General features: G+C 73.9%; 25 protein-coding genes. 19 read left to right on the top strand and 6 right to left on the bottom strand.

Going from position 1 to position 23160, the window contains the following annotated elements:
- Positions 1-86 precede the first annotated feature (86 nt).
- The 3 genes from DSZ44_RS07055 to DSZ44_RS07045 are packed head-to-tail and all read left to right on the top strand — an operon-like array spanning position 87 to position 2634.
- The gene (locus DSZ44_RS07055; RefSeq protein WP_181424555.1) at positions 87-1229 is read left to right on the top strand and encodes an asparagine synthase-related protein; all 1143 of its coding nucleotides are present in this window, start codon (positions 87-89) and stop codon (positions 1227-1229) included.
- The gene (locus DSZ44_RS07050) at positions 1226-1681 is read left to right on the top strand and encodes a lasso peptide biosynthesis B2 protein (RefSeq protein WP_110851893.1); all 456 of its coding nucleotides are present in this window, start codon (positions 1226-1228) and stop codon (positions 1679-1681) included. The genes DSZ44_RS07055 and DSZ44_RS07050 overlap by 4 nt, the downstream gene beginning before the upstream one ends.
- Entirely contained in the window at positions 1681-2634 is a 954-nt protein-coding gene (locus tag DSZ44_RS07045) for a hypothetical protein (protein ID WP_110851892.1), read from the top strand. The genes DSZ44_RS07050 and DSZ44_RS07045 overlap by 1 nt, the downstream gene beginning before the upstream one ends.
- A 34-nt stretch (positions 2635-2668) precedes the next feature.
- Here the strand turns inward: DSZ44_RS07045 and coaA are convergent, their stop codons facing one another.
- On the bottom strand, positions 2669-3640 hold the full coding sequence (gene coaA / locus DSZ44_RS07040; protein ID WP_373681237.1) for a type I pantothenate kinase: 972 nt from the start codon (positions 3638-3640) through the stop codon (positions 2669-2671).
- A gap of 93 nt (positions 3641-3733) precedes the next feature.
- On the opposite strand from coaA, the gene glmS reads away from it, so the two are divergent.
- From glmS to rimI, 8 genes are all read left to right on the top strand, one after another.
- Positions 3734-5584 carry a glutamine--fructose-6-phosphate transaminase (isomerizing) gene (glmS, locus tag DSZ44_RS07035; protein WP_110851890.1) on the top strand — a complete coding sequence of 617 codons (1851 nt, stop codon included), beginning with the start codon at positions 3734-3736 and terminating at the stop codon, positions 5582-5584.
- On the top strand, positions 5581-5934 hold the full coding sequence (locus DSZ44_RS07030) for a holo-ACP synthase (protein WP_220035118.1): 354 nt from the start codon (positions 5581-5583) through the stop codon (positions 5932-5934). Before glmS ends, DSZ44_RS07030 begins: the two co-directional genes overlap by 4 nt.
- Positions 5935-6156: 222 nt before the next feature.
- Positions 6157-7698, top strand: coding sequence for an NAD(P)H-hydrate epimerase (locus DSZ44_RS07025; RefSeq protein WP_110851889.1), 1542 nt, complete (start codon positions 6157-6159; stop codon positions 7696-7698).
- Positions 7699-7729: 31 nt separating this feature from the next.
- Positions 7730-8878 carry an alanine racemase gene (gene alr, locus DSZ44_RS07020; protein WP_110851888.1) on the top strand — a complete coding sequence of 383 codons (1149 nt, stop codon included), beginning with the start codon at positions 7730-7732 and terminating at the stop codon, positions 8876-8878.
- Positions 8875-9402, top strand: coding sequence for a tRNA (adenosine(37)-N6)-threonylcarbamoyltransferase complex ATPase subunit type 1 TsaE (tsaE, locus tag DSZ44_RS07015; protein WP_110851887.1), 528 nt, complete (start codon positions 8875-8877; stop codon positions 9400-9402). The genes alr and tsaE overlap by 4 nt, the downstream gene beginning before the upstream one ends.
- Entirely contained in the window at positions 9399-10211 is an 813-nt protein-coding gene (locus DSZ44_RS07010) for a hypothetical protein (protein ID WP_110851886.1), read from the top strand. Before tsaE ends, DSZ44_RS07010 begins: the two co-directional genes overlap by 4 nt.
- Before the next feature lie 31 nt (positions 10212-10242).
- Positions 10243-10947 carry a tRNA (adenosine(37)-N6)-threonylcarbamoyltransferase complex dimerization subunit type 1 TsaB gene (gene tsaB, locus DSZ44_RS07005; protein WP_110851885.1) on the top strand — a complete coding sequence of 235 codons (705 nt, stop codon included), beginning with the start codon at positions 10243-10245 and terminating at the stop codon, positions 10945-10947.
- The gene (gene rimI / locus DSZ44_RS07000) at positions 10944-11405 is read left to right on the top strand and encodes a ribosomal protein S18-alanine N-acetyltransferase (protein WP_220035117.1); all 462 of its coding nucleotides are present in this window, start codon (positions 10944-10946) and stop codon (positions 11403-11405) included. The genes tsaB and rimI overlap by 4 nt, the downstream gene beginning before the upstream one ends.
- Before the next feature lie 4 nt (positions 11406-11409).
- Here rimI and DSZ44_RS06995 read toward each other — a convergent pair whose 3' ends face one another.
- The gene (locus DSZ44_RS06995) at positions 11410-12018 is read right to left on the bottom strand and encodes a malonic semialdehyde reductase (protein WP_181424554.1); all 609 of its coding nucleotides are present in this window, start codon (positions 12016-12018) and stop codon (positions 11410-11412) included.
- 97 nt (positions 12019-12115) lie between these two features.
- On the opposite strand from DSZ44_RS06995, the gene tsaD reads away from it, so the two are divergent.
- Together tsaD and DSZ44_RS06985 are read left to right on the top strand one after the other, a co-directional pair.
- The gene (gene tsaD / locus DSZ44_RS06990; RefSeq protein WP_110851883.1) at positions 12116-13159 is read left to right on the top strand and encodes a tRNA (adenosine(37)-N6)-threonylcarbamoyltransferase complex transferase subunit TsaD; all 1044 of its coding nucleotides are present in this window, start codon (positions 12116-12118) and stop codon (positions 13157-13159) included.
- A 135-nt stretch (positions 13160-13294) separates the two neighbouring features.
- Positions 13295-14335, top strand: a complete 1041-nt coding sequence (locus DSZ44_RS06985; protein WP_181424553.1) for an acyltransferase family protein — start codon at positions 13295-13297, stop codon at positions 14333-14335.
- Positions 14336-14450: 115 nt separating this feature from the next.
- On the opposite strand, the gene DSZ44_RS06980 is transcribed toward DSZ44_RS06985, so the two are convergent.
- Both DSZ44_RS06980 and DSZ44_RS06975 read right to left on the bottom strand, forming a co-directional pair.
- Positions 14451-15587, bottom strand: coding sequence for a glutamate--cysteine ligase (locus DSZ44_RS06980; RefSeq protein WP_110851881.1), 1137 nt, complete (start codon positions 15585-15587; stop codon positions 14451-14453).
- 55 nt (positions 15588-15642) lie between these two features.
- Positions 15643-16851, bottom strand: a complete 1209-nt coding sequence (locus DSZ44_RS06975) for a class I SAM-dependent methyltransferase (protein WP_110851880.1) — start codon at positions 16849-16851, stop codon at positions 15643-15645.
- A 197-nt stretch (positions 16852-17048) separates the two neighbouring features.
- Between DSZ44_RS06975 and groES the strand changes: the two genes are divergently transcribed.
- Positions 17049-17345, top strand: a complete 297-nt coding sequence (gene groES, locus DSZ44_RS06970; RefSeq protein WP_152187742.1) for a co-chaperone GroES — start codon at positions 17049-17051, stop codon at positions 17343-17345.
- Between the two features lie 72 nt (positions 17346-17417).
- Here groES and DSZ44_RS06965 read toward each other — a convergent pair whose 3' ends face one another.
- Positions 17418-17708: a WhiB family transcriptional regulator gene (locus DSZ44_RS06965; RefSeq protein ID WP_110851879.1), complete on the bottom strand. Its 291-nt coding sequence runs from the start codon at positions 17706-17708 to the stop codon at positions 17418-17420.
- 242 nt (positions 17709-17950) lie between these two features.
- Here DSZ44_RS06965 and DSZ44_RS18745 point away from each other — a divergent pair, with 242 nt between their 5' ends.
- The 3 genes from DSZ44_RS18745 (at position 17951) to DSZ44_RS06950 (ending at position 21226) form a co-directional block, all read left to right on the top strand.
- Positions 17951-18865 carry a MerR family transcriptional regulator gene (locus tag DSZ44_RS18745; protein WP_258369291.1) on the top strand — a complete coding sequence of 305 codons (915 nt, stop codon included), beginning with the start codon at positions 17951-17953 and terminating at the stop codon, positions 18863-18865.
- Between the two features lie 39 nt (positions 18866-18904).
- Positions 18905-20422 (top strand): IMP dehydrogenase, encoded by a 1518-nt coding sequence (gene guaB, locus DSZ44_RS06955; protein WP_502530281.1) that lies wholly within the window; start codon positions 18905-18907, stop codon positions 20420-20422.
- An 87-nt stretch (positions 20423-20509) separates the two neighbouring features.
- Positions 20510-21226, top strand: a complete 717-nt coding sequence (locus DSZ44_RS06950; RefSeq protein WP_110851941.1) for an exonuclease domain-containing protein — start codon at positions 20510-20512, stop codon at positions 21224-21226.
- A gap of 38 nt (positions 21227-21264) precedes the next feature.
- Here the strand turns inward: DSZ44_RS06950 and DSZ44_RS06945 are convergent, their stop codons facing one another.
- Entirely contained in the window at positions 21265-21681 is a 417-nt protein-coding gene (locus DSZ44_RS06945) for a QcrA and Rieske domain-containing protein (protein WP_110851877.1), read from the bottom strand.
- A gap of 38 nt (positions 21682-21719) precedes the next feature.
- Here DSZ44_RS06945 and DSZ44_RS06940 point away from each other — a divergent pair, with 38 nt between their 5' ends.
- Both DSZ44_RS06940 and DSZ44_RS06935 read left to right on the top strand, forming a co-directional pair.
- A complete protein-coding gene (locus DSZ44_RS06940) occupies positions 21720-22853 on the top strand; it encodes a GuaB3 family IMP dehydrogenase-related protein (protein ID WP_110851876.1) in 1134 nt (377 codons plus the stop codon).
- An 8-nt stretch (positions 22854-22861) separates the two neighbouring features.
- A complete protein-coding gene (locus DSZ44_RS06935) occupies positions 22862-23131 on the top strand; it encodes an HPr family phosphocarrier protein (RefSeq protein WP_110851875.1) in 270 nt (89 codons plus the stop codon).
- Positions 23132-23160: the final 29 nt, after the last annotated feature.

The raw sequence follows: 23160 nt of genomic DNA, 5'->3' as shown, positions 1-23160 counted from the left end.
AAGGACCTCACGAGCCGGGCGGGAGAACAGCAGTGCTGACAACGCGGTCCACGGAGTACCTGAGACTTGGCCCTCGCGAGATCGTCATGGGCGTCCCCCTGGCAGCGACGGCCGACGGCCTGCCGCACGTCCAGCTGCCACCGAGCTCGGGCAGCGCCCGCCTCGCGCTGCGCGACGTGCTCAGGACGATCATCGACACCACACCGGTGTTCGTCAGCTTCTCCGGCGGCCGTGACTCCTCGGCCGTGCTGGCCGTCGCCACCTCCGTGGCACGTGAGCACGGGCGTCCGCTGCCCGTGCCGATCACGTACCGGTACCCCGGGAACGCGGAAGCCAACGAGGACGAGTGGCAGGAGCTCGTCCTCCGGCACCTCGGCGTGACCGAGCGGGTCGTCGTGACGATCACCGGCCAGCAGCGGCTGCTCAGTGAGAACGCGCAGGAGAGCATGGCACGGCGGGGCCTCGTCTGGCCCCCCTCGTTGAACCTGCAGCACGAGATGTTCGACCGGGTCCGTGGCGGCGTCCTCCTGACCGGCGAGGGCGGCGACGAGATGTTCATCGGTCGGCGGTCGGCGCCCGTGGCACGGCTGCGCCGCACGATCCAGCGCAAGCAGCGCCCCCGGCTCCGCGTCGTGAGTGACGCCGCCCGGGCCTTGCTCCCGCGTGGACGGCAGGTGCGCACCGAGGTGGAGGAGACGTGGGCCCGAGTGGCTCCGTGGTTGCGCGGACCCGCACGGGAGCAGTTCATCGAGGCGATCGCCGAGGACTTCGTCGAGCCACTGCGGTGGGACCGGTCCATCCGCAGGACGATCCGGCGACCGCTCGCACGCGCCATCTACCACAACATGGACCTCGTGGCGCGTGACTACGACATCCGTCTCGTCCACCCCCTGCTGGCACCGGAGTTCGTCAGCGCCTGGATCGACGAAGGAGGGCGCTGGGGATTCACCGGACGGACGGCCGCCATGCGCCACGCCTTCGCCGACGTGCTGCCGGAGCCGATCCTGGGACGGTCGACGAAGTCGTTCTTCAACGCTGCCCGGATGGGTCCGTTCGAACGATCCTTCGCTCGGCAGTGGTCCGGCACCGGGCTCGACCTCGAGCACGTCGACGCCGAGCTGCTGCGGGAGGCCTGGTTGAACGAGGACTTCATCGGCAGGAGCGACAGCGCCCTCATGGCCGCGTGGATGGCGAGCGAAGGTCTGCCCCTCGACGGGCCGGCGCGATGATCTCCGTCGGCGGCATCCTGAGGAGCTGGACGCTGCGTGACTACGCCGCCGTCGCCGCGGCGCTCGTGGCCCAGGCGCGCATCGAGTGGGCGGTGCGCCGCCGGCCGCTGCCCGAGCTCGCCGCGTCGCTCGGTGTCCCCCTCAGCACGGACGCGGGCGACGCCGCGACCGAGCCGTTCGCCGACCGGCTCACGGCCGACGAGCGGCGCGCGCTCCGGGCGGTGCGCCGCGTCCTGCGGCACTGGCCGTGGGAGGACACCTGCCTGCGCCGTGCCCTGGGGACCGGCTACGCCCTGCGCCACCGCAGGCCGGCGTTGCGGGTCGGCGTGACGAAGTCGGACGGGGTCGTCAAGGCCCACGCCTGGCTGGAGATCGACGGCCGCACCCTCGACCCCGAGGCTCCGGTGACGTACCTGAGCCTCGTCGACCCGCGACGCGAAGGAGCCGCGTGATGCTCGAGCTCTACGGACTGGTCGTCGCGAGCGACACCGAGCTCCACCAGGACCGGCCGGCACCACCCGGTGCAGTCCCGGACGTCACCATCGTGCGCGGTGCCCCCACCCGTGCCACCACCGAGCTCCCGCCCGGCGAGACGGTCCTGCGGGCAGGCGGCGCCACCCAGACGGTCTACGCGTTCACCCGGCACGACAACGGGTTCACCCTCCGGTTCTTCGGGGCCTGCGACGTCCATGTCTCGCCCGCCCTCGACCGCATGGAGGTTCGGAGCGTCGACGGGAGCGACGAGGGGATGGCCTCCGTCCTCACGACCGGCGCCAGCCTCGCCTTCCAGCTGTACCAGCGCGGCCACCTGGTGCTCCATGCCAGCGCCGTCGAGGTCGGAGGCAGCGCCTGGGGCTTCGTCGGACGCTCGGGGATGGGCAAGTCGACGATGGCCGCCCTGCTGTGCGGTGACGGCGGCGCACTGATCACCGACGACGTCCTTCGCCTCGACGACGTCACCGACCGTCCGGTCGCCCGGCTCGGCGCGACCGAGCTGCGTCTGCGCAAGGGTGCCGACAGCCTCGTGGCGCGTTTCGACGACGGGGCCCCGCAGGTGCGGCGCAGCGCCGACGACCGAGAGGTGCTCCGCCTCCGTGACGGCGCTGCGGACCGCTTGCCGCTGGACGTCCTCATCATCCCCTTCCCCAGCCGCACGACGGACCGGGTGGAGGTTCGACGCCTGCGCGGCCCGGACGCGGTCCTCGCTCTCTCCGGCTTCCCCCGGCTCATCGGGTGGCGCGACCCGGAGGTGCTGAGCCGGCAGCTCACGCTCACCGCGGCGCTCGCCGGCCGGGTGCCGGTCATCGCGGCGAGCGTCCCGTGGGGGCCACCGTTCGCGCCGACCCTGGTCGAGCAGCTGACGGACCGCGTGAGGGCGCTGCTGCCGAGCCCGGCGGCGCACTAGGCGGGGCCGGCACGTCGCGCCGGCCGCGCGCGCCTCAGATCTTGCGCAGCCGCATCCGGTGCATCCGGTGGTCACCGGACTTGGTGAGCACGAGGGAGGCGCGTCCGCGCGTGGGCAGGATGTTCTCCTCGAGGTTCGGCTCGTTGATCGAGCCCCAGATGCGGGTCGCCGTCTCGACCGCCTCCTCGTCGCTCAGCGCCGCGTAGCGGTGGAAGTAGGAGCGAGGGTCGGAGAACGCGGTCTCCCGCAGGGAGAGGAAGCGGTTGACGTACCAGCGCCGCACGTCGCTCGTGCGGGCGTCGACGTAGATCGAGAAGTCGAAGAAGTCGCTGACCGCAAGGCTCGGGGCGCCGTCCGCCGTCGTGCGCGCGGGCTGCAGGACGTTGAGGCCCTCGACGATGAGGACGTCGGGGCGGTGCACGGTGATCTCGCGGCCGGGCACGATGTCGTAGGTGAGGTGGTCGTAGACCGGGGCGGTCACCTCGGGGACGCCGGACTTCACCGCACTGAGGAACCGGAGCAGCGCGCGCTGGTCGTAGGACTCGGGGAAGCCCTTGCGGGACATGAGGCCGCGGCGCTCGAGCTCGGCGTTGGGGTGCAGGAAGCCGTCGGTCGTCACGAGGTCCACCCGCGGCATCCCCGACCAGCGGCGCAGCATCTCCCGCAGCAGCCGCGACGTCGTCGACTTCCCGACGGCGACCGACCCGGCCACCCCGATGACGAAGGGCGTGCGGCCCATCCGCTCCCCGAGGAAGGTCGAGGTCACCGAGCCCAGCCGGCGGGAGGAGGCCACGTACAGCGACAGCAGGCGCGACAGCGGCCGGTAGACCGTGTCGACCTCGCTGAGGTCGACGGGGTCGCCCAGCCCACGGAGCCGGTCGATGTCGGCGGAGGTGAGCGGCTGCGGGGTGGCGGCCGACAGCCGGCTCCACGCCGCGCGGTCGAACTCGAGGAAGGGTGAGGTGGCCGGCTGCGTCGCCGACGTCGCTGCCTGCGGGGACGTCACGGGCACCAGTCTGGCGTACCGCGGCGGGTGCCGCGCACCGCCGTCGGTGACGCACGTGCGTGCGGGCGGCCACCGGCAAGTACGCTGGAACCCATGTGCGGAATCGTGGGAGCAGTGTCCGTCTCGGCCGCAGGCACCCCGCCTGCCGACGTCGTCCTCGACGGGCTGGCCCGTCTCGAGTACCGCGGCTACGACTCCGCGGGCATCGCCGCCGTCGCGGACGGGGGCCTCGCGGTGCGGAAGAAGGCCGGCAAGCTCCAGGGGCTGCTCGACGAGCTCGAGCGCGAGCCGCTGCCCGGGACGCTCGCCGCGATCGGGCACACCCGCTGGGCCACCCACGGCGCGCCGACCGACGAGAACGCCCACCCGCACCTGTCCGGGGACGGGCGTCTGGCGCTCATCCACAACGGCATCATCGAGAACTTCGCCAAGCTGAGGAACGAGCTCCTCGCCGACGGCGCCGTCCTCGCCTCGCAGACCGACACCGAGGTCGTGGCCCACCTGCTCGGGCGCACCTACGCGGGTGACCTCACCGCCGCGATGCTCGAGGTCACCAAGCGGCTGGAGGGCGCCTTCACGCTCCTCGCCGTGCACGCCGACCACCCGGGCACGATCGTCGCCGCGCGCCGCAACTCCCCGCTCGTCATCGGCCTGGGCGACGGCGCGAACTACCTCGGCTCCGACGTCGCCGCCTTCGTCTCGCAGACGAAGTCCGCGCTCGAGGTCGACCAGGACCAGGTCGTCACCATCACCGGGGACTCGGTGAGCGTGGTCGACGCCGCCGGGCAGCCGGTGGAGCCGCGCGCCTTCACCGTCGAGTGGGACGCCGCGGCCGCCGTCAAGGGCGGCTTCGACTCCTTCATGGACAAGGAGATCCACGACCAGCCGCAGGCCGTGGCCGACACGCTGCTGGGCCGCACCGACGAGCTGGGGCGCCTCAAGCTCGACGAGCTGCGCATCGACGAGACGATCCTGCGGAGCATCGACAAGATCATCGTCGTCGCCTGCGGCACCGCCGCCTACGCCGGTCACGTCGCGAAGTACGCCGTCGAGCACTGGTGCCGCATCCCGGTCGAGGTCGAGCTCGCCCACGAGTTCCGCTACCGCGACCCGGTCGTCAACGAGAAGACCCTCGTCGTGGCGATCTCCCAGTCCGGGGAGACGATGGACACGATCATGGCGGTGCGCCACGCCCGCGAGCAGGGCTCGAAGGTGCTCGCCGTCGTCAACACCTACGGCTCGACGATCGCCCGCGAGTCCGACGCCGTGCTCTACACGCACGCCGGGCCGGAGGTCGCGGTCGCGTCGACGAAGGCCTTCATCGCGCAGATCACCGCGACCTACCTCCTGGGCCTGTACCTCGCCCAGCTGCGCGGCAACAAGTACATCGAGGAGGTCGCCGACTACCTCACCGAGCTCGGACGCATCCCCGCGAAGATCGAGGAGGTCCTCGGGCGCCAGGAGGAGGTCCGCGAGGTCGCGCGGGCGATGAAGGACACCACCTCGGTGCTCTTCCTCGGGCGCCACGTCGGCTTCCCGGTGGCCCTCGAGGGCGCGCTCAAGCTCAAGGAGCTCGCCTACATCCACGCCGAGGGCTTCGCGGCGGGTGAGCTCAAGCACGGCCCGATCGCGCTCATCGAGGAGGGCCAGCCGGTCTTCGTCGTCGTCCCCACCCCGCGCCGGCCCACCCTGCACGCCAAGGTCATCTCCAACATCCAGGAGATCCGCGCCCGCGGCGCCCGCACCCTCGTCATCGCCGAGGACGGCGACGACGACGTCACCCCCTTCGCCGACGTCGTCTTCCGCTACCCGCCCACCCCGACGCTCATGACGCCGCTCGTGTCCGTCGTCCCGCTGCAGATCTTCGCCGGCGAGCTGGCCCGGGCCAAGGGCTACGACGTCGACCAGCCGCGCAACCTCGCGAAGTCCGTCACCGTCGAGTGAGCATCGTCGGGGTGGGCATCGACGTCGTCGACGTCGAGCGCTTCATGCTCACGCTCGAGCGCACCCCGCGGCTGCGGGAGAAGCTGTTCACGCCCGAGGAGCGCGAGCTGCCGCCCGCGTCGCTCGCCGCCCGTTTCGCGGCGAAGGAGGCGATCGCCAAGGCGCTCGGCGCGCCGGGCGGGATGTCGTGGCAGGACTGCACGGTCGAGCGTGTGGTCGGCGGGGCGCCCGTCGTCCACGTCCGCGGCTCGGTGCTGGCGCGTGCCGAGGAGCTCGGGGTGCGGACCTGGCACCTGTCGATCTCCCACGACGCCGGCATCGCCTCCGCCATGGTCCTCGCCGAGCGCTGACCTCCCTCCCTCCCTCCCTCCCTCCCTCCTCTCCGCCGAGAGCTGAGTTGTTCCTGGCGATGAGAGGTCGCACTGCTGCGGCGTGCCGCCGCCGGTAACAACTGAGCGCTCGACGGTGGGGGAGGGCGTGGGGGCTCGGACTCGGGCTCGGGCTCGGGCTCGGGTTCGGGCTGGGGCTGGGGCTCGGGGGCGGGGTCCGGGGGCACACGACACAATGAGGGCATGATCCGTGCGTACGAGGCCGAGGCGGTCCGGGCGGCCGAGGCGCCGCTGCTCGCCTCCACCGCGACCGACGAGCTCATGAAGCAGGCCGCCTTCGCCGTCGCCACCGAGGTCCTGCGTGAGCTGCGGCGGCTCGGGGCACGCCGCAGCGGGAGCACGGTGCTGCTCCTCGTGGGCGGGGGCAACAACGGCGGGGACGCCCTGTACGCCGGTGGCTACCTCGCGCGGCGCGGGTTGCAGGTCGTCGCCGCACTGTGCACCGACCGGCCGCACGAGCGCGCCCTCGCCGCCGCCCGCTCCGCCGGCGTCCACGTCCGTGAGGTCCTCGACGACGCCGGCCGCCCCCGCCGGGAGGAGCTCGCCGTGCTCGCCGACCGCGCCGGCGTGTGGGTCGACGGCCTCACCGGCATCGGTGCCCGCGGCGGCCTGCGTGAGCCCCTCGCCGGCGTCGTCGCCGCCCTCGAGGACCGGCGCGCCGCGATGCCCGACGAGCCGACCGTCGTCGCCGTCGACGTCCCCTCCGGTCTCGGCACCGACGACGGAACCGTGCCCGGCCCCGTCCTGCGCGCTGACGTCACGGTGACGATGGGCGCCGCCAAGCCCGGCCTCCTCGTGCGGCCCGCGGAGGCGCTGGCGGGGCGGGTCGTCGTCGTCGACATCGGCCTTGGGCCCCACCTCGGTGAGCCGGCGCTGTCCCGCCTCACCGCGGCCGACGTCGCCGACCTCCTTCCCGCGCCCGTGGCCACGGACCACAAGTACACCCGCGGCGTGCTCGGCCTCGTCGCGGGCTCGACCACCTACCCGGGAGCCGCCGTCCTCGCCGCTGCCGGCGCCCTGCGCACCGGGCTCGGGATGGTCCGCTACCTCGGCCCCGACGCCGTGACCCGGCTGGTCCACGAGCGCTTCCCCGAGGTCGTGGTCGGCAGCGGACGCGTCCAGGCCTGGGCGCTGGGCAGCGGCATCGACCCCGCTGACGACGCCCGTGCCGAGGAGGTGCGTGACACGCTCCAGCGCGCCCTCGACGACGGCGTCCCCGCCGTGCTCGACGCCGGCGCCCTGTCCCTCGCCCCCGACCGGCTCGCCCCCACCACCGTCCTCGCGCCCCACGCCGGGGAGCTGGCGCGCCTGCTGTCCGCCCGCGGGGAGGACACCGACCGCGCCGACGTCGAGGCGGCGCCCCTCGCGTTCGCCCGCCGCGCCGCCGCCCGAACCGGCGCCGTCGTCCTCCTCAAGGGCCCCACCACGGTGGTCGCCGCCCCCGGCGGGACCGTGCTCAGCCAGGCCGACGGGACCCCGTGGCTGGCCACCGCCGGCACCGGCGACGTCCTGGCCGGCATCCTCGGTGCCCTGCTCGCCGTCCGTGGGGAGGACCTCGCCGCCGGCCGGGACCCCGACGGCGCGCTCACCGCCGAGCTCGCCGCTGCCGCCGCCCTCGTCCACGGTCGCGCCGGGGCCCGCGCCGCGGGCGGTGGCCCGGTGACCGCCCTGCAGGTCGCCGACGCCGTTCCCGGCGTGGTCGCCGCGCTGCTCGCGGACCGCTGAGGCTGCGCGGCACCGTGGCAGACTCGGCACCGTGAGCTACTACCCGGCGCGGGCGGTCGTCGACCATGCGGCCATCCGCGCGAACGTGGCGCGGCTGCGCGCCGTCGCGGGCGCCGCGGAGGTCATGGCCGTGGTCAAGGCGGACGCCTACGGGCACGGGATCGTCCCCGTCTCCCGCACGGCCCTGGCCGCCGGTGCGACGTGGCTGGGCGTGGCCCAGCTCGGCGAGGCCCTGGAGCTGCGCGCCGCGGGCATCGACGCGCCCCTGCTCACCTGGATCTACGGCCCCGGGGCCCCGCTCGCCGAGGCGTTGACCGCGAACCTGGACCTCTCGGCGTCGGCGCCGTGGGCCCTGGACGAGCTGGCCACGGCCGCCCGTCTCACCGGCCGCGCCGCCCGCGTCCACCTCAAGGCCGACACCGGCATGGCGCGCGGCGGCGCCCGGCCCGAGCAGTGGGCCGCGCTCGTCGACCACGCCGCCCGTCTCGCGGCGGAGGGCACCGTCGACGTCGTCGGGGTGTGGTCCCACCTCGCGCGCGGTGACGAGCCGGCGGAGCCGACGACGGCCACCCAGCTCGCGGCCTTCCACGACGCCGTCGCCACGGCGGAGCGGGCGGGGCTGCGGCCCACCGTCCGCCACCTCGCCGCCTCCTCGGGCACCCTCTTCCACCCCGGGACGCGCCTCGACCTCGTGCGCCCGGGCCTGGCCCTCTACGGGCTCTCGCCGGCCCCTGACGTCGCCGACGCCGTCGCGCTGGGCCTGCGCGCCGCCCTGCGCCTGGAGGCGGAGGTCATCCACGTCAAGGACGTCCCCGCCGCCACCCTCGTGGGCTACGGACACACCTACACCACGCCGTCGGCCGGGCGGCTGGCGCTCGTGCCGCTCGGCTACGGTGACGGCATCCCCCGCCACGCCGGCAACGCCGGGCCGGTCCGCATCGGCGCGCACCGCGGCCGGCTCGCCGGGCGGGTGAGCATGGACCAGGTGGTCGTCGACCTCGGGCCCGACGGCGGTGACGTGTCGGTCGGGGACCTCGCCGTGCTCCTCGGCGACGCCCGCGACGGCGTGCCGACGGCGCAGGACTGGGCCGACGCCGCCGGCACCATCAGCTACGAGATCGTCACCCGGCTCGGCAGCCGCATCCCACGCACCCACGTCTCGCAGGAGGACCCCCGATGAGCACCTGGCAGCCCGCCGACCCCGAGGCCACCCGCGAGCTCGGGCGCCGGCTCGCCGGACTCCTGCGCGCGGGCGACCTCGTCGTCCTCACCGGGGACCTCGGCGCCGGCAAGACCACCCTCACCCAGGGCATCGGCGCCGGGCTCGGGGTGCGCGGGCAGGTCGCCTCGCCGACGTTCATCATCGCCCGCGCCCACCCGAACCTGGGGCAGGGGCCCGACCTCGTCCACGTCGACGCCTACCGCCTCCAGTCCCTCGCCGAGGTGGACGCGCTCGACCTCGACAGCTCCCTGGAGGACTCCGTGACCGTCGTCGAGTGGGGGGAGGGCATGGTCGAGGGACTGGCCGAGGACCGCCTCGAGATCATGGTGGGCCGGCCCCGCGGCGGCCTGCGGGACGCCGAGGAGGTCGCCGACGCCGGCGCCCGCACCGTGACGATCCACGCCCACGGCCCACGCTGGGAGGACGTCGACCTCACCGCCGCCCTCGGCGACCCGGTGGACACGACCGGGGCCGGCCGGTGACCAGCCGCCGGCTGGTCACGCTGCTCCTCGCGGCCGCCGCCCTGCTCCACCCGGTGGTCGCCACCGCGGCGACGGACGGACCGAGCGAGCCGCCGCCCAGCGCCCCGGCCACCGGTGTGCCCGCCGAGGTCTCCGACTGGTTCGCCGAGGAGGGCGGCGACGCCGTCGCCGACCTCGGCGAGGAGCTGACGCTGGGACCCGCGCGCCGGGTCGCGACGTGGAACGAGGCGTACGTCGCCGGCGAGGAGCCCGAGGTCCCCGCCACCCCCGTCCAGGAGTGGGTCGCCGCCGCTGTCCGGAGGGGGGCCGAGGCTCCCGAGGCGGTCGGGGTGGTCCGCGCCGGTGCCGCCGACGGCTCCCTGCAGCTGCTCGACGTCACCGAGGACGCCGAGCTCGCCGCCGCGCTCCACGAGGTCCCCTCGGGCACGGTGGTCATCCGCGACGACACGGTCGAGGGCTGGTTCGGCCTTCTCGACGGTGAGGTGTGGCCGCTCACCGAGGGTGCCCGCAGCGTCCTCCAGGGCTCCCTGCCCGCCGAGGTCTTCCAGGAGTTCCTCGCCGCGTGGCGCGGGGAGGCGCCGCCGGCGGCGGTCCCGAGCACCACCGAGGACGACGGCGGCACCCTGTCCCCGCTCATCCCGATCGGCGTCATCGTGCTCGCCGGTGCGGGGGTCGCCATCCTCCTGCTGCGGCAGTACCGGCAGGCGGACTCCCGGATCGCGGCCGACGTCCATGCCGGGATGGCGCCCCCGCCCGAGGACGGCGACGGCGACGGCGACGGTCCTCGCCAGGAGCGGCCCGAGGGGTGAGGGCCGCCCGCGGCGGACTACCCTGGGTGCCGTGCGAACCCTGTGCATCGACACCTCCGCCGGCAGTGCGGTCGCCCTCCACGACGACGACGCCGGGGTGCTGGCCCGCGCGCGCAGCGCCGACCACCGTGGTCACGCCGAGCGCCTCTCCTCGCTCGTCACCGAGGTCCTCGGGACGGCCGGGCTGAGCGCCACCGACGTCGACCGGGTGGCCGTCGGCACCGGGCCGGCGCCCTACACCGGCCTGCGGGTCGGCCTCGTCACCGCCCTGGCCTTCGGCCGGGCCCGCGGGGTGCCCGTCCACGGCGTCAGCAGCCTCGACGCGCTCGCGCGCCAGGTCCTCGACCTCCACCCCGGCTCGACCGTCCTGGTCCTGGGGGACGCGCGGCGCAAGGAGGTCTACTCGGCCCGCTTCCGCGCGCTCGGCAGCGACGACGTCGAGCTGCTGTCCGGGCCCCGGGTGGGGCCGGCCGCCGAGCTGGCCGCCGACCCGGTGGACGCGGCGGTGGACGAGGGCCCCGTCGTCGTCGCCGGTCCCGGCGCCCTCCTGTACGGCGACGTCCTGCCACCCACCCCCGGCACCCCCGACGAGGTGGACGCCGCCGTCCTGGCCCGCGTCGTGCGGGCGCGCCTGGCCCGCGCGGAGGCGGGGGAGGCCGTGGCGCTCGGCACCGAGCCGCTGTACCTGCGCCGCCCCGACGTCACCCCGGCGGCAGCGCGCAAGCGCGCCTCGTGATCCTGCGGCCGCTGCGGGAGGAGGACCTCGACAGGGTCATGGAGCTCGAGCACGAGCTCTTCGGTCGGGGGGCGTGGTCCCGGGCGGTCTACCGCACCGAGCTCGGCCAGCCGGGCCGGTACTACGTCGCGGCGGAGAGTGACGGCGTCGTCGTCGGCTACGCGGGGATCGCGCTCGCGCAGGACTCCGAGGTCATGACCGTGGGTGTGGCGAGCGGGTACCGCGGGCGGGGCACCGGCGCCGCGCTGCTCGCCGACCTGATCGAGCGGGCGCGCGTCGCGCGGGCCAGGCACGTGTTCCTCGAGGTGCGGGCGGGCAACACCGGGGCGCAGCGGCTCTACGAGCGCGCCGGCTTCGCGCCCATCGGCACCCGGCCGCGCTACTACGGCGACGAGGACGCCGTCGTCATGCGCCTGACCCTGCGCACGGGCCAGGGCGACCTCACGGCCGCCCCGTAGTCACTCAGAGGACGACGGCGGCGGTCTCGAAGTCGAGCCGACCGGCGCGTGGGTGCACGGCACCGGGCTCGTCGCTCGCACCGTGACCCACGTTGAGGACCGCCATCGTCCGCCAGCCGGAGTCGGCGAAGAGCGCGGCGTCCACGCCCGCGGCGTCCAGGCCCGTCATCGGCCCGACGGCCAGGCCGGCGGCCCGCAGGCCGAGGATGAGGTAGCCGAGCTGGATGAGCCCGTTCGTGCGGGCGAAGGACTCGCGGAACTGCGGGTCGCCGGCCATCTTCTCCCGGGCCCCGGCGCGGTGCGGGGCGAGGACGTCGAGGTGCTCGTGGAAGTCCGGGTCGCAGGCGGCGACGATGGTGAGCGGCGCGGCCAGCGTCTTGGCCTTGTTCCCCTCCTTGAGGTGGGCCACGAGGCGCTCGCGGGCGGCGGAGGACTCGACCACCGCGAGGCGCAGCGGCTGCCCGTTCATCGCCGTCGGGGCCCACCGCACCGCCTCGTAGACCTCGCGCACGAGCGAGACGTCGACCGGTTCCGGCGTGAAGGAGCTGGTCGTGCGCGCGTCGTGGAAGATCGCGCGGGGCAGGTCGGCCGGGGGAAGCACGTCGGTGGTCATGTCGACGGCAACCCCGCCGGTGCGGGGAACCATCCACCGGGCCGCTGTGAGGCCGGCCACAGGTGTTGCCGACTGGTGGGCGCACTACCCTGTACGGGTGAGTGAACCCCTGGTCCTCGGCATCGAGACGAGCTGCGACGAGACCGGCTTCGCCCTGGTGAGGGGCCGCGAGCTGCTCGCCGACGTGACGGCCTCCTCCATGGACGAGCACGCCCGCTTCGGCGGCATCGTCCCCGAGGTCGCCAGCCGCGCGCACCTCGAGGCCTTCGTCCCGACGCTCGACGCCGCCCTCGACGCCGCCGGCTGCCGGCTGGAGGACGTCGACGCCGTCGCCGTCACCGCGGGCCCGGGGCTTGTCGGCTCCCTCACCGTCGGTCTCGCCGCCGCGAAGTCGCTCGCCCTGGCGCTGGACCGTCCGCTCTACGGCGTCAACCACGTCATCGGGCACATCGCCGTCGACGAGCTCGTCCACGGCGCCTTCCCCGACCACTTCGTCGGCCTCGTCGTCTCCGGCGGCCACACCAGCCTGCTCGAGGTGCGCGACATCGCGACCGACGTCGTCGAGCTCGGGCAGACCCTGGACGACGCCGCCGGTGAGGCCTTCGACAAGGTCGGCCGCCTCCTCGGCCTGCCCTACCCCGGCGGCCCGCACGTCGACCGCCTCTCCCAGCAGGGCGACCGGACCGCCATCCGCTTCCCCCGCGGCCTGTCCAGGGGCAAGGACGCGGTCCGCCACCCCTACGACTTCTCCTTCTCCGGCCTCAAGACGGCCGTCGCCCGGTACGTCGAGGGCGTCGAGGACGCGGGGGAGGAGCTTCCCGCCGCCGACGTCGCCGCCTCCTTCTCCGAGGCCGTCGCCGACGTCCTCGTGAGCAAGACCCTCGCGGCCTGCCAGCGGACCGGCACGCGGACCGTCGTCATCGGCGGCGGGTTCTCGGCGAACTCCCGCCTGCGTGAGCTGGCCGCCGAGCGGGGCGCGGTGCACGGCATCGAGGTGCGCATCCCGCCGATCCGCTACTGCACGGACAACGGGGCGATGATCGCCGCGCTGGGCTCCGCGATGCTCCGCTCGGGTGTGGCTCCCTCGGCGGCGGGCATCCCGGCCGACTCGGGGATGCCGCTCACGACCGTCCGCGCCTGACGCCTGCCGCTCGCGTCGCACCGTCCGACGGGGCGTGGAGCGGCGGACTGCTCACCCCGGGCTCACCCCGCGCCGTTCGTCCTCGGTCCGCCGGTCACCCCGGCGGCCACGTCGATGGTCAATAGTGTCGCCGCCATGACTACAGGCTCCACGCCTCGTGAGGGCTGGGTGGATGTCGCCAAGGGCGGCGCGATCGTCCTCGTCGTGCTGTACCACGCGGCGTTCTTCCTCGACGACGTCGGGCTTGCCTGGTCCTGGTCGGAGGCCGGCGGCGCGCTGACGACCTTCCGGATGCCGCTGTTCTTCTTCACCGCCGGGATCTTCGCCGCGAAGGCGCTGTCACTGGACCTGCGCCGCATGGTCTCCCGGCGGGTCCTCCTGCTGCTGTGGCTCTACGTCCTGTGGTCCTTCGTCTGGACGCTCGCGTTCCAGATCCTGCCGAACCTCAACCACGTGCCGACCTGGCGGGAGCTCGCCCTGGTCCTCGTGTGGCCGCACGCGAGCACCAGCACCTGGTTCATCTACTCCTTGGCGCTGTACTTCCTCGCCGCGTGGGCCATCCGCCGGCTACCGGTGTGGACGCAGCTGACGCTCGCGACCCTGGTGTCCCTCGCCTTCGGTGCCGGCGGCCTCGACACGGGGAACATGACGTTCAACAAGATGACGGAGTACTTCGTCTTCTTCCTGGCGGCCGCGCTCCTCGGGCGGAGGTTCCGGCAGGTGGCGACGCGGGTGCGCCCGCGCCACGCGGTCGTGGCCGCGGCCTGCTACCTCGCGGTCTCGGCGGCGGTGTCCGCGGCGGATGTGATGTGGGTGCCGGGGGTCCGTCTCGGCGTGAGCTGCCTGGCAGTCGTCCTCGGTGTCACGCTCGCCGTGGCGCTCAGCAGGCGGAGAAGCATGCGGTGGCTGGAGTTCCTCGGGACTCGCACGCTCCCGATCTACGTCCTGCACTTCTACCCGATCGTCGTCCTGTCCGCGCTGCTCGAGCCGGTCGCCGCTCGGCTCGGATGGGCGGCCCCGGTGCTCCCCCCGGTGCTGACGGTCGGTGCGATCCTCTTCAGCCTCGGCGTGCACAGGGTCACGCGCCAGGTGCCCGGGCTCTACACCCTGCCCTCCGTGCGCGGGCGGCGCCCGGCCGTCGACGGCCAGCAGCCCGCCCTGAGTCCGGCACCCTGAACTCTCACCCGCCCGACTCCGTCGAGCTAGCCGCTTCTCCTCATCCAGTGGTGCGCCGACGGGGGAGTTCGGAGGACAAGCGGGTAGGTCATCGCGCACGTCCGGGCGCAGCCGGTCACAAGGGGCGGCCGGCTCGCATCTCGGCGACGAGGGAGGCGACGACGGCGTCGAGGTCGCCGTCGTGGCGGCGGGCCACCCGGCGCTGACGCTGGTAGGAGGCGCCCTTGGCGAGGATCGTCCGGACGCCGTCGAGCTCCTCGAGGCAGCCCAGCCGCTCGGCGACCGGCTCCAGGCGGGGGAGCAGCTCGGCGACGGCCTCGCTGACGAGCTGCTCGTTGCCGGCGGCGTCGAGGATGACGATGGCGTCCATGCCGTAGCGCGCCGAGCGCCACTTGTTCTCCTGGAGGAACCACTGCGGCATCCGGGGCAGCTCCTCCCCGTCGTCGAGCATGGTGGAGAAGTGCTCGACGAGGCAGTGGACGAGTGCCGCGAGGGCGAGGACCTCGGCGAGGTTGGAGGCGCCGTCGAACACGCGCATCTCCAGAGTGCCCAGGTGCGGCGCGGGCCGGATGTCCCAGCGGATCTCGTTGAGGTCGTCGATGACGCCGGTGTGGAGCATGTCGCGCGCGTAGGACTCGAGCTCGTGCCACTCGTCGAAGACCTGGGGCAGCCCCGCCGTCGGCAGCTGCTGGAAGAGGAGCGCGCGGTTGGAGGCGTAGCCCGTGTCCCGCCCGGCCCAGAAGGGGGAGGAGGCGGCGAGGGACTGGAGGTGGGGCAGGTAGCACAGCACCGCGCGCAGGATCGGCAGGACCTTGCGCCGGTCCTCGATGCCGACGTGCACGTGGACGCCGTAGATGACCATCTGCCGGCCCCACCACTGCGTCCGCTCGATGAGCGTGGCGTAGCGCTCCTTGTTCGTCACCCGCTGGAAGTCGTAGCGCGCGAAGGGGTGCGTGCCGGCGCACATGAGGTCCACGCGCAGCGGGTCGAGCACCGCGCGCAGCTCGTCGACGGTCCGCGCGAGGTCGGCGCCGGCCCCGCGCACCGTCGTCGCGACGCCGGAGACGACCTCGATGGTGTTGAGGAGCAGCTCGGGGTGGATGTGGGGGTGGGCGTCCGCGCCGGGCGGACGGACCGCCTCGAGCACGGTCGGGGCGACCTGACGCAGGTCCCCGGAGTCGACGTCGACGAGGGCGAGCTCCCACTCGATCCCGACCGTCGAACGCGCCGACGGGGCGAAGTCGATCTCCATGAGGCCATGATGCCGTCCACGGGCGCGATGCGCCGCCACTGGACCGCTGCAGCTGCTACCGGGGGGCGGCGACGGGCTCGACGACGATGACGCTCTGCCTGCCGGCGACCCGCGTGAGCACGATGGTCGCCGCGTTCGGGCCGCTCGGGGAGAGCTGGCGGCGCAGCTGCCCGGGCTCCACGGCCGTGCCCCGCTTCTTGATCGTCACGGTCCCCACCTGCCGGTCGCGCAGGTAGGCCCGCAGCGTCTTGAGCGCGAAGGGGAAGGAGTCGAGCACGCGGTAGGCGCTGAGGAATGGGGTGTGGGCCAGCCGCGGGCCGGTGAGGTAGGCGATCGACTCGGCCACCAGGCCCGCGCCCACCTCCTCCCCGGCGAGGGCGACGAGCCCGGCCCGGATGACCGCGCCGTCGGGCTCGTAGAGGTAGTGGTCCAGGTCCCGCACCTGCCCGGCCCGCACCGGAGCGTCGGCGGCCTCGACCTCAGAGGTGAGACGGTGGGCGTGGCCGTCGCGGTCGAGCACGAGGGCGCTGCGCCCCGGGCCCTCGGGGGCGAGCGGCCCGAACCACAGGCCTGCCTCGACGACGTCGCCCGCCACGCTCACCCACTGGGCGTGGGCGTCGGCGGGCAGCCCGGCGTGCGGGATCCCGGGGGCGACCTTGAGCCCGAGGGCGGGCACCCGCTCGCGCAGGGCGAGGACGTCGTCGAGCGACGGCGAGTAGGCGCTCGGGTCGAAGACGCGCCGCCCGCCGCGGGTGCGCCGGGCGGGATCGGCGAAGACGGCGTCGACGCCGTCGAGGTCGGTGGCGAGCGCGTCCCCGTGGACGACGGTGACCTCGGGGAAGTGGCGCAGGTTGACGGTCGCGACGGCGGCGGTGAGCTCGTCGAGCTCGACGGCGAGCACGGGCAGGCCGAGGGCGCCCATCGCCATCGCGTCCCCGCCGATGCCGCAGCCGAGGTCGGCCACCCGCGTGGCGCCGGCCGCCGCGAAGCGTGCGGCGTGGTGCGCGGCGACGGTCAGGCGGGTGGACTGCTCGAGCCCCGCCTGGGTGAAGATCATCCCGTCGGCGAACTCCCCGAACTTGGCCCGTCCCTTCGCACGCAGCCGCGACTGGGTCATCGCGGCGGCGACGAGCTCGGGGTCCAGGCCCCGGTCGCGCAGGGCGCTCGACAGGGGCAGCGCGGTCGTCTCGTCGTAGGGCGGCAGCTGGCCCAGCAGGGCCCAGCCCTCGGGGGAGAGCAGCTTGCTCAGCGCACGGGCGTCCACCCGACGATCGTAGGTCCCCGACTCGTTGGCACTCGCCTTGACCGAGTGCTAACGCGGGCATAGATTTGGCGGTGCGGTGGCCCCCGGGCCCCGTGACTGCACCAGAACCACGGGCCGACCCCCGCGACGGCGGCCCGCCGGTGACGGTGCGACCTGACCTTGTTCCGTTACTCACCTATGCGAAGGGGAGGTCCGCAGTGTCGGTCTCCATCAAGCCCCTCGAGGACCGCATCGTCGTGCAGACCCTCGAGGCCGAGCAGACCACCGCGTCTGGCCTCGTCATCCCGGACACCGCCCAGGAGAAGCCCCAGGAGGGCTCCGTCGTCGCCGTCGGCCCCGGCCGCGTGGACGACAAGGGCAACCGCGTCCCCGTGGACGTGGCCGTGGGTGACGTCGTCATCTACAGCAAGTACGGCGGTACCGAGGTGAAGTACGCCGGCGAGGAGTACCTCATCCTCTCCGCGCGCGACGTCCTCGCCGTCGTCGAGAAGTGACGTCCTTCTAGGACAAGCGAAGGGCCCCGGTCATCTGACCGGGGCCCTTCGTCGTACGACGGGTGTGTGGTGTCAGCTCGCGCGGCGCAGCGGGGTGGTGAGGATCTGCTGGCGGTCGTCCTCGGACAGGCCGCCCCACACGCCGTAGGGCTCGCGGACCTTGAGCGCGTGCTCACGGCACTGCTGGATGACCGGGCACTCGGCGCACACGGCCTTGGCCGCCTCGTCGCGGCGACGCCGGGTGCCGCCCCGCTCGCCCTCGGGGTGGAAGAAGAGGTTCGGGTCGGCCTCACGGCACTTGCCCTGGTACTGCCACTCCCAGAGGTCCATGACCGGGCCGGGAAGCCTGCTGAGCTCTGCCATCGTCGTACTCCTTCACTTCCGTGGTGCGCGACCTCGGTGCCGCGGGGCCAATGAGGATGAACCTAGCAACCGATGCATGCATTGTTCAAGCCCCTCGCGAAAGTAGTTCAGATAACGATCCGTGAACGGGCATGGAGCGCGCCATGAACGGGGCAGGGGTGCGCGCCCCACGCCGCTCTGGCGCGGCGGACGTGCTCCCGCCGTCGCCGGGGTGCAGAATCGAGGCCGACGAAGGAGGACTGGTGGCTCGAGCGACCCCCGGATCGGGCGGGGACTCCCGGATGGACGCTGCGCCCCTCACCGTGGCGGCCGTTGCGCGTACCTTGGGCGTGGCCGCCTCGACCCTGCGCACGTGGGACCGCCGTTACGGCCTGGGGCCCTCGGCGCACCAGGCGGGCAGCCACCGTCGGTACACGCCCGACGACGTCGCCCGCCTCCAGACGATGCGGCGCCTCACCCTGCGCGGGGTCGCGCCCGTCGACGCCGCTCGTATCGCCACCGAGTCCGGTAGCGCCGACTCCCGCGACGGGCAGGAGACCGGGCCCGCGGAGGAGGCCGACGACGGTTCCCTCGCCCTCGACCCGCTCACCCTCGCGGCGGCCGCCGTCGAGCCGGACCTGCGGCGCGTCCACCGGATGCTCAGCCGCGCCACCCGGGAGGCCGGGGTGGTGGCCGTGTGGACCGACCTCGTGCGGCCCGCGGCGGAGATGGTCGACAAGGGACGCCACCGCCTCGCCCAGCGCCCGGGCAACGATCCGCACGGCGTCATGCAGGTCGGTCTCATGCAGGCGATCCGCGAGCGTGCTGTCTCCGGAACGGCGCCGGTCCGGGTCCTCGCCGCCGCAGCCGATCGCGTGGCGGCGCACGTCATCGCCGGTGGGCTGGCGGAGGCCGGTGTCGGTGCGCTCGTCGTGCCAGCCGAGCACCTGCCCGTGGACGCCGAGCCGCTCGCGTGGCTGCCCGAGGGTGAGGCCACCGTGCTCGCGGTGATCGGCAACCCGCCGGGCGCGGAGGACGTCGTCACCCGCTGCTCCGAGCGCGGAGACGTCAACGTCTTCCTCCTCGGTGACGAGAGCCCCTCCCTGTGGCTGCCGCACGTCCACCGGGTGCGGACGGCGGCGGCGGCGGTGGCGGAGATCGCGGCCACCGTCCCGTGACCAGACCCACCTCCACCCGCACCGGTCCGCGCACGTAGGATCAGGGGTGTGAGTGACTCCCGCGCGACAGACCCCTTCGGCTTCATCGGCCTGACCTACGACGACGTCCTCCTCCTGCCGGGCCCCACCGACGTCATCCCCTCCGAGGTGGACACGACGGCGCGGCTGACCAAGGAGATCTCGCTGCGCGTGCCGCTGCTCTCGGCGGCCATGGACACCGTCACCGAGGCACGCATGGCGATCGCCATGGCGCGGCAGGGCGGCATCGGCATCCTCCACCGCAACCTCTCCATCGAGGCGCAGGCGCAGCAGGTGCAGACGGTCAAGCGCTCGGAGTCGGGGATGATCACCGACCCGGTCACCGTCGGTCCCGGGGCCACCCTCGCCGAGCTCGACGCGCTGTGCGCGCGCTACCGCGTCTCCGGCCTGCCGGTCGTCGACGAGCGCGGTGTGCTGCTGGGCATCATCACCAACCGCGACACCGCCTTCATCGACCGTGCGGAGTTCGACGACCGCCTCGTGCGGGACGTCATGACGCCGATGCCGCTCGTCACCGGCCCCGTGGGGATCAGCCGTGACGACGCCGCCGCGCTGCTCGCCCGGCACAAGATCGAGAAGCTGCCGCTCGTGGACGCCGACGGCGTGCTCCAGGGCCTCATCACCGTCAAGGACTTCGTCAAGTCCGAGCAGTACCCCCTCGCCACCAAGGACGCCGAGGGCCGCCTGCGGGTGGGCGCCGCGATCGGCTTCTTCGGTGACGCCTGGGAGCGTGCGACGGCCCTCGTCGACGCCGGCGTGGACGTCCTCGTGGCCGACACCGCCAACGGGCACGCGCGGGCACTGCTCGAGATGGTGACGCGGCTGAAGAAGGACCCCGCGACCAGCCACGTCCAGGTGATCGGCGGCAACGTCGCCACCCGCGAGGGTGCGCAGGCGCTCGTCGACGCCGGTGCGGACGCCGTCAAGGTGGGCGTCGGGCCCGGCTCCATCTGCACCACCCGCGTGGTCGCGGGCGTCGGCGTGCCGCAGGTCAGCGCCATCCACCTGGCCGCCCAGGCGTGCAAGCCGGCCGGCGTCCCGGTCATCGGCGACGGCGGCCTGCAGTACTCCGGCGACATCGCCAAGGCGCTCGTGGCCGGTGCGGACACCGTCATGCTCGGCTCGCTCCTCGCCGGCTGCGACGAGAGCCCGGGGGACCTCGTCTTCGTCAACGGCAAGCAGTACAAGCACTACCGCGGCATGGGGTCCCTGGGGGCGATGGCCTCCCGCGGGCGGGTGTCCTACTCCAAGGACCGCTACTTCCAGGCCGACGTCGACACCGACGACAAGATCGTGCCCGAGGGCATCGAGGGTCAGGTGCCCTACCGCGGGCCGCTGTCCGCGGTGGCCTACCAGCTCATCGGCGGCCTGCACCAGTCGATGTTCTACGTCGGTGCCCACGACCTCGTCGAGCTGGCGGAGAAGGGCACGTTCGTGCGGATCACCTCCGCCGGCCTCAAGGAGTCCCACCCGCACGACGTCCAGCTCACCGTCGAGGCGCCCAACTACACCCGCTGACGCGTCCGTGGCTCGCCCGTGATGTCGGTGCCCTCTGGCACAGTGACGCCATGGACGACGGCACGCACCGTGGGTGAGGGGACGGGCATGGACGGCTGGACGGACGGACCACTGCTCGGCTTCGACACCGAGACCACCGGGGTCGACGTGCGCGAGGACCGGATCGTCACGGCCGCCCTCGTCCTGCGCGGGCCTGCCGCCAGCCGGCAGCGGACCTGGCTCATCGACCCCGGCGTCGAGATCCCCACCGTCGCGAGCGACATCCACGGCATCACCACCGACCACGCCCGCGCCGAGGGGATGGTCGCGCGGGTGGCGCTGGAGGAGATCGCCGCTGAGATCGCCGGGGCCTTCCGCACGGGGATCCCCGTCGTCGCGTACAACGCCAGCTTCGACCTCACGCTGCTGGACCACGAGCTCGCCCGCTGGCAGCTGCCCACGCTCGCCGCGCGGCTCGGTCGCGCGCCGGGCCCGGTGCTCGACCCGCTCGTCCTCGACCGGGCTCTCGACCGATCGCGGGAGGGGGCCCGCAAGCTCGTCGACCTGTGCCAGCACTACCGGGTGGAGGCCCTCGCCCGGCTGCACACCGCCGAGGTCGACGTCGCCGCCACGCTGGAGGTGCTCGACTGCCTCGTCCGCGCCTTCCCGGAGCTGTCCGCCCGCAGCCTGGCGGAGCTCCACACGTGGCAGCGCGAGTGCCACCGCGAGTGGGCGGCCGAGCTCAGCTCCTGGCGGACCGAGCAGGGCCTCACCGGCCCCGGGCCCGAGCCCGAGTGGCTCCCCGCCCTCACTCCCGCCCCCTGACCTTCTCGCCCGTCGCGCCGAGCGCGCACCGAGCGCCGTCAGACGGTGACGACGGCTCCGGACTCGACACGCACCTCGACACGGGGGAGGGGCTCCTCCGCGGGGCCCTGGAGGACGGCGCCGTCGGCGACCGCGAACCGCGAGCCGTGGCAGGGGCAGGAGAGGTCCTCGGCCTCCCGCACGACCGTGCAGCCCTGGTGGGTGCACACGGCGCTGAGTGCGACGACCTCCTCCTCGCTCACCCGGGTGACCACGACCTCGGCGCCCTCGCTCGTGCGGACCGAGACCGACTCGCCGACCGGGACCTCGTCGAGGGAGACCAGCCGCTCACCGGGCTCCGGCGGCGGCGCGTCCTCCTCGCCCGAGCACGCGGCGAGCGTGAGCGCCGCGGCGCCCGCTCCCGCCCACGTGAGGACCTGGCGACGGGACGGGCCGGAGGGGTGCGCGCAGACCATGAGCCGCAATCTACCGACCGCCGGGTAACCTGGCGTGCGTGAGCAACGAGATCGAGATCGGCCGAGGCAAGCGGGGACGACGGGCCTACTCCTTCGACGACGTCGCGGTGGTGCCCTCCCGCCGCACGCGTGACCCCCAGGACGTCTCGGTGGGCTGGCAGATCGACGCGTACTACGTCGACATCCCCGTCCTCGCCGCGCCGATGGACTCGGTGATGAGCCCGGCGACGGCGATCCTCCTCGGCAAGCTCGGCGGCATCGGGGTCCTGGACCTCGAGGGCCTGTGGACCCGCTACGAGGACCCGGAGCCGCTCTTCGAGGAGATCGCGACCCTCGAGGGCGCCGAGGTCACCCGGCGCATGCAGGAGATCTACTCCGCCCCGATCGTCCCAGAGCTCATCACCCAGCGGCTCCACGAGGTCCGCGCCGCCGGCGTCACCGTGGCCGGCAAGCTCTCCCCGCAGAGCACCCAGCAGCACTGGCGCACCGTCGTCGAGGCGGGCGTCGACCTCTTCGTCATCCGTGGGACCACGGTCTCCGCCGAGCACGTCTCGTCCACGGCCGAGCCGCTCAACCTCAAGCGCTTCATCTACGAGCTCGACGTGCCCGTCGTCGTCGGCGGCGCGGGCACCTACACGGCGGCCCTGCACCTCATGCGCACCGGCGCGGCCGGCGTCCTCGTCGGCTTCGGCGGCGGCGCCGCCCACACGACCCGCACCTCCCTGGGCATCCACACCCCGATGGCCACCGCCGTCGCCGACGTCGCCGCCGCGCGCCGCGACTACCTCGACGAGTCCGGCGGCCGCTACGTCCACGTCATCGCCGACGGCGGGGTGGGCCGCTCCGGCGACCTCGTCAAGGCCGTCGCGGTCGGGGCCGACGCCGTCATGCTCGGCTCCTCCCTCGCCCGCGCGCAGGAGGCGCCCGGGCGCGGCTGGCACTGGGGCTCGGAGGCCCACCACCCGCAGCTGCCGCGCGGCGAGCGCGTGCGCGTGGGCACCGTCGGCTCCCTCGAGCAGATCCTCCACGGCCCCAGCGACACCCCCGACGGCACCGTCAACCTCATCGGCGCCCTGCGTCGGGCGATGGCCACGACCGGCTACTCCGACCTCAAGGAGTTCCAGCGGGTCGAGGTCGTCGTCTCCCCCTACACGCCAAACAACAACCGGTAGGAGTTCCCATGGCAGAGCGCACCGTCACCATCGGCTCGAAGGTCGGCCTGCACGCCCGTCCGGCCTCCCTCTTCGTCAAGGCCGCAGGCGAGGCCGGCATCCCGGTGAAGATCGCCAAGGAGGGGGGCACGCCCGTCGACGCCGCCAGCATCCTCGGGGTCATGACCCTGGGCGCCAAGTACCAGGAGAACGTCGTCCTCACCGCCGAGGGCGAGCGCGCCGAGGAGGTCCTCGACTCCCTCGCCGAGCTGCTGAGCAAGGACCTGGACGAGAAGTAGCACCACCCGCACCGCGAGTTACCCGCCCA

It is taken from the genome of Georgenia satyanarayanai, from assembly GCF_900116375.1.
Lineage (GTDB): Bacteria > Actinomycetota > Actinomycetes > Actinomycetales > Actinomycetaceae > Oceanitalea > Oceanitalea nanhaiensis.
This window is presented reverse-complemented; position numbering and strand designations above follow the sequence as displayed.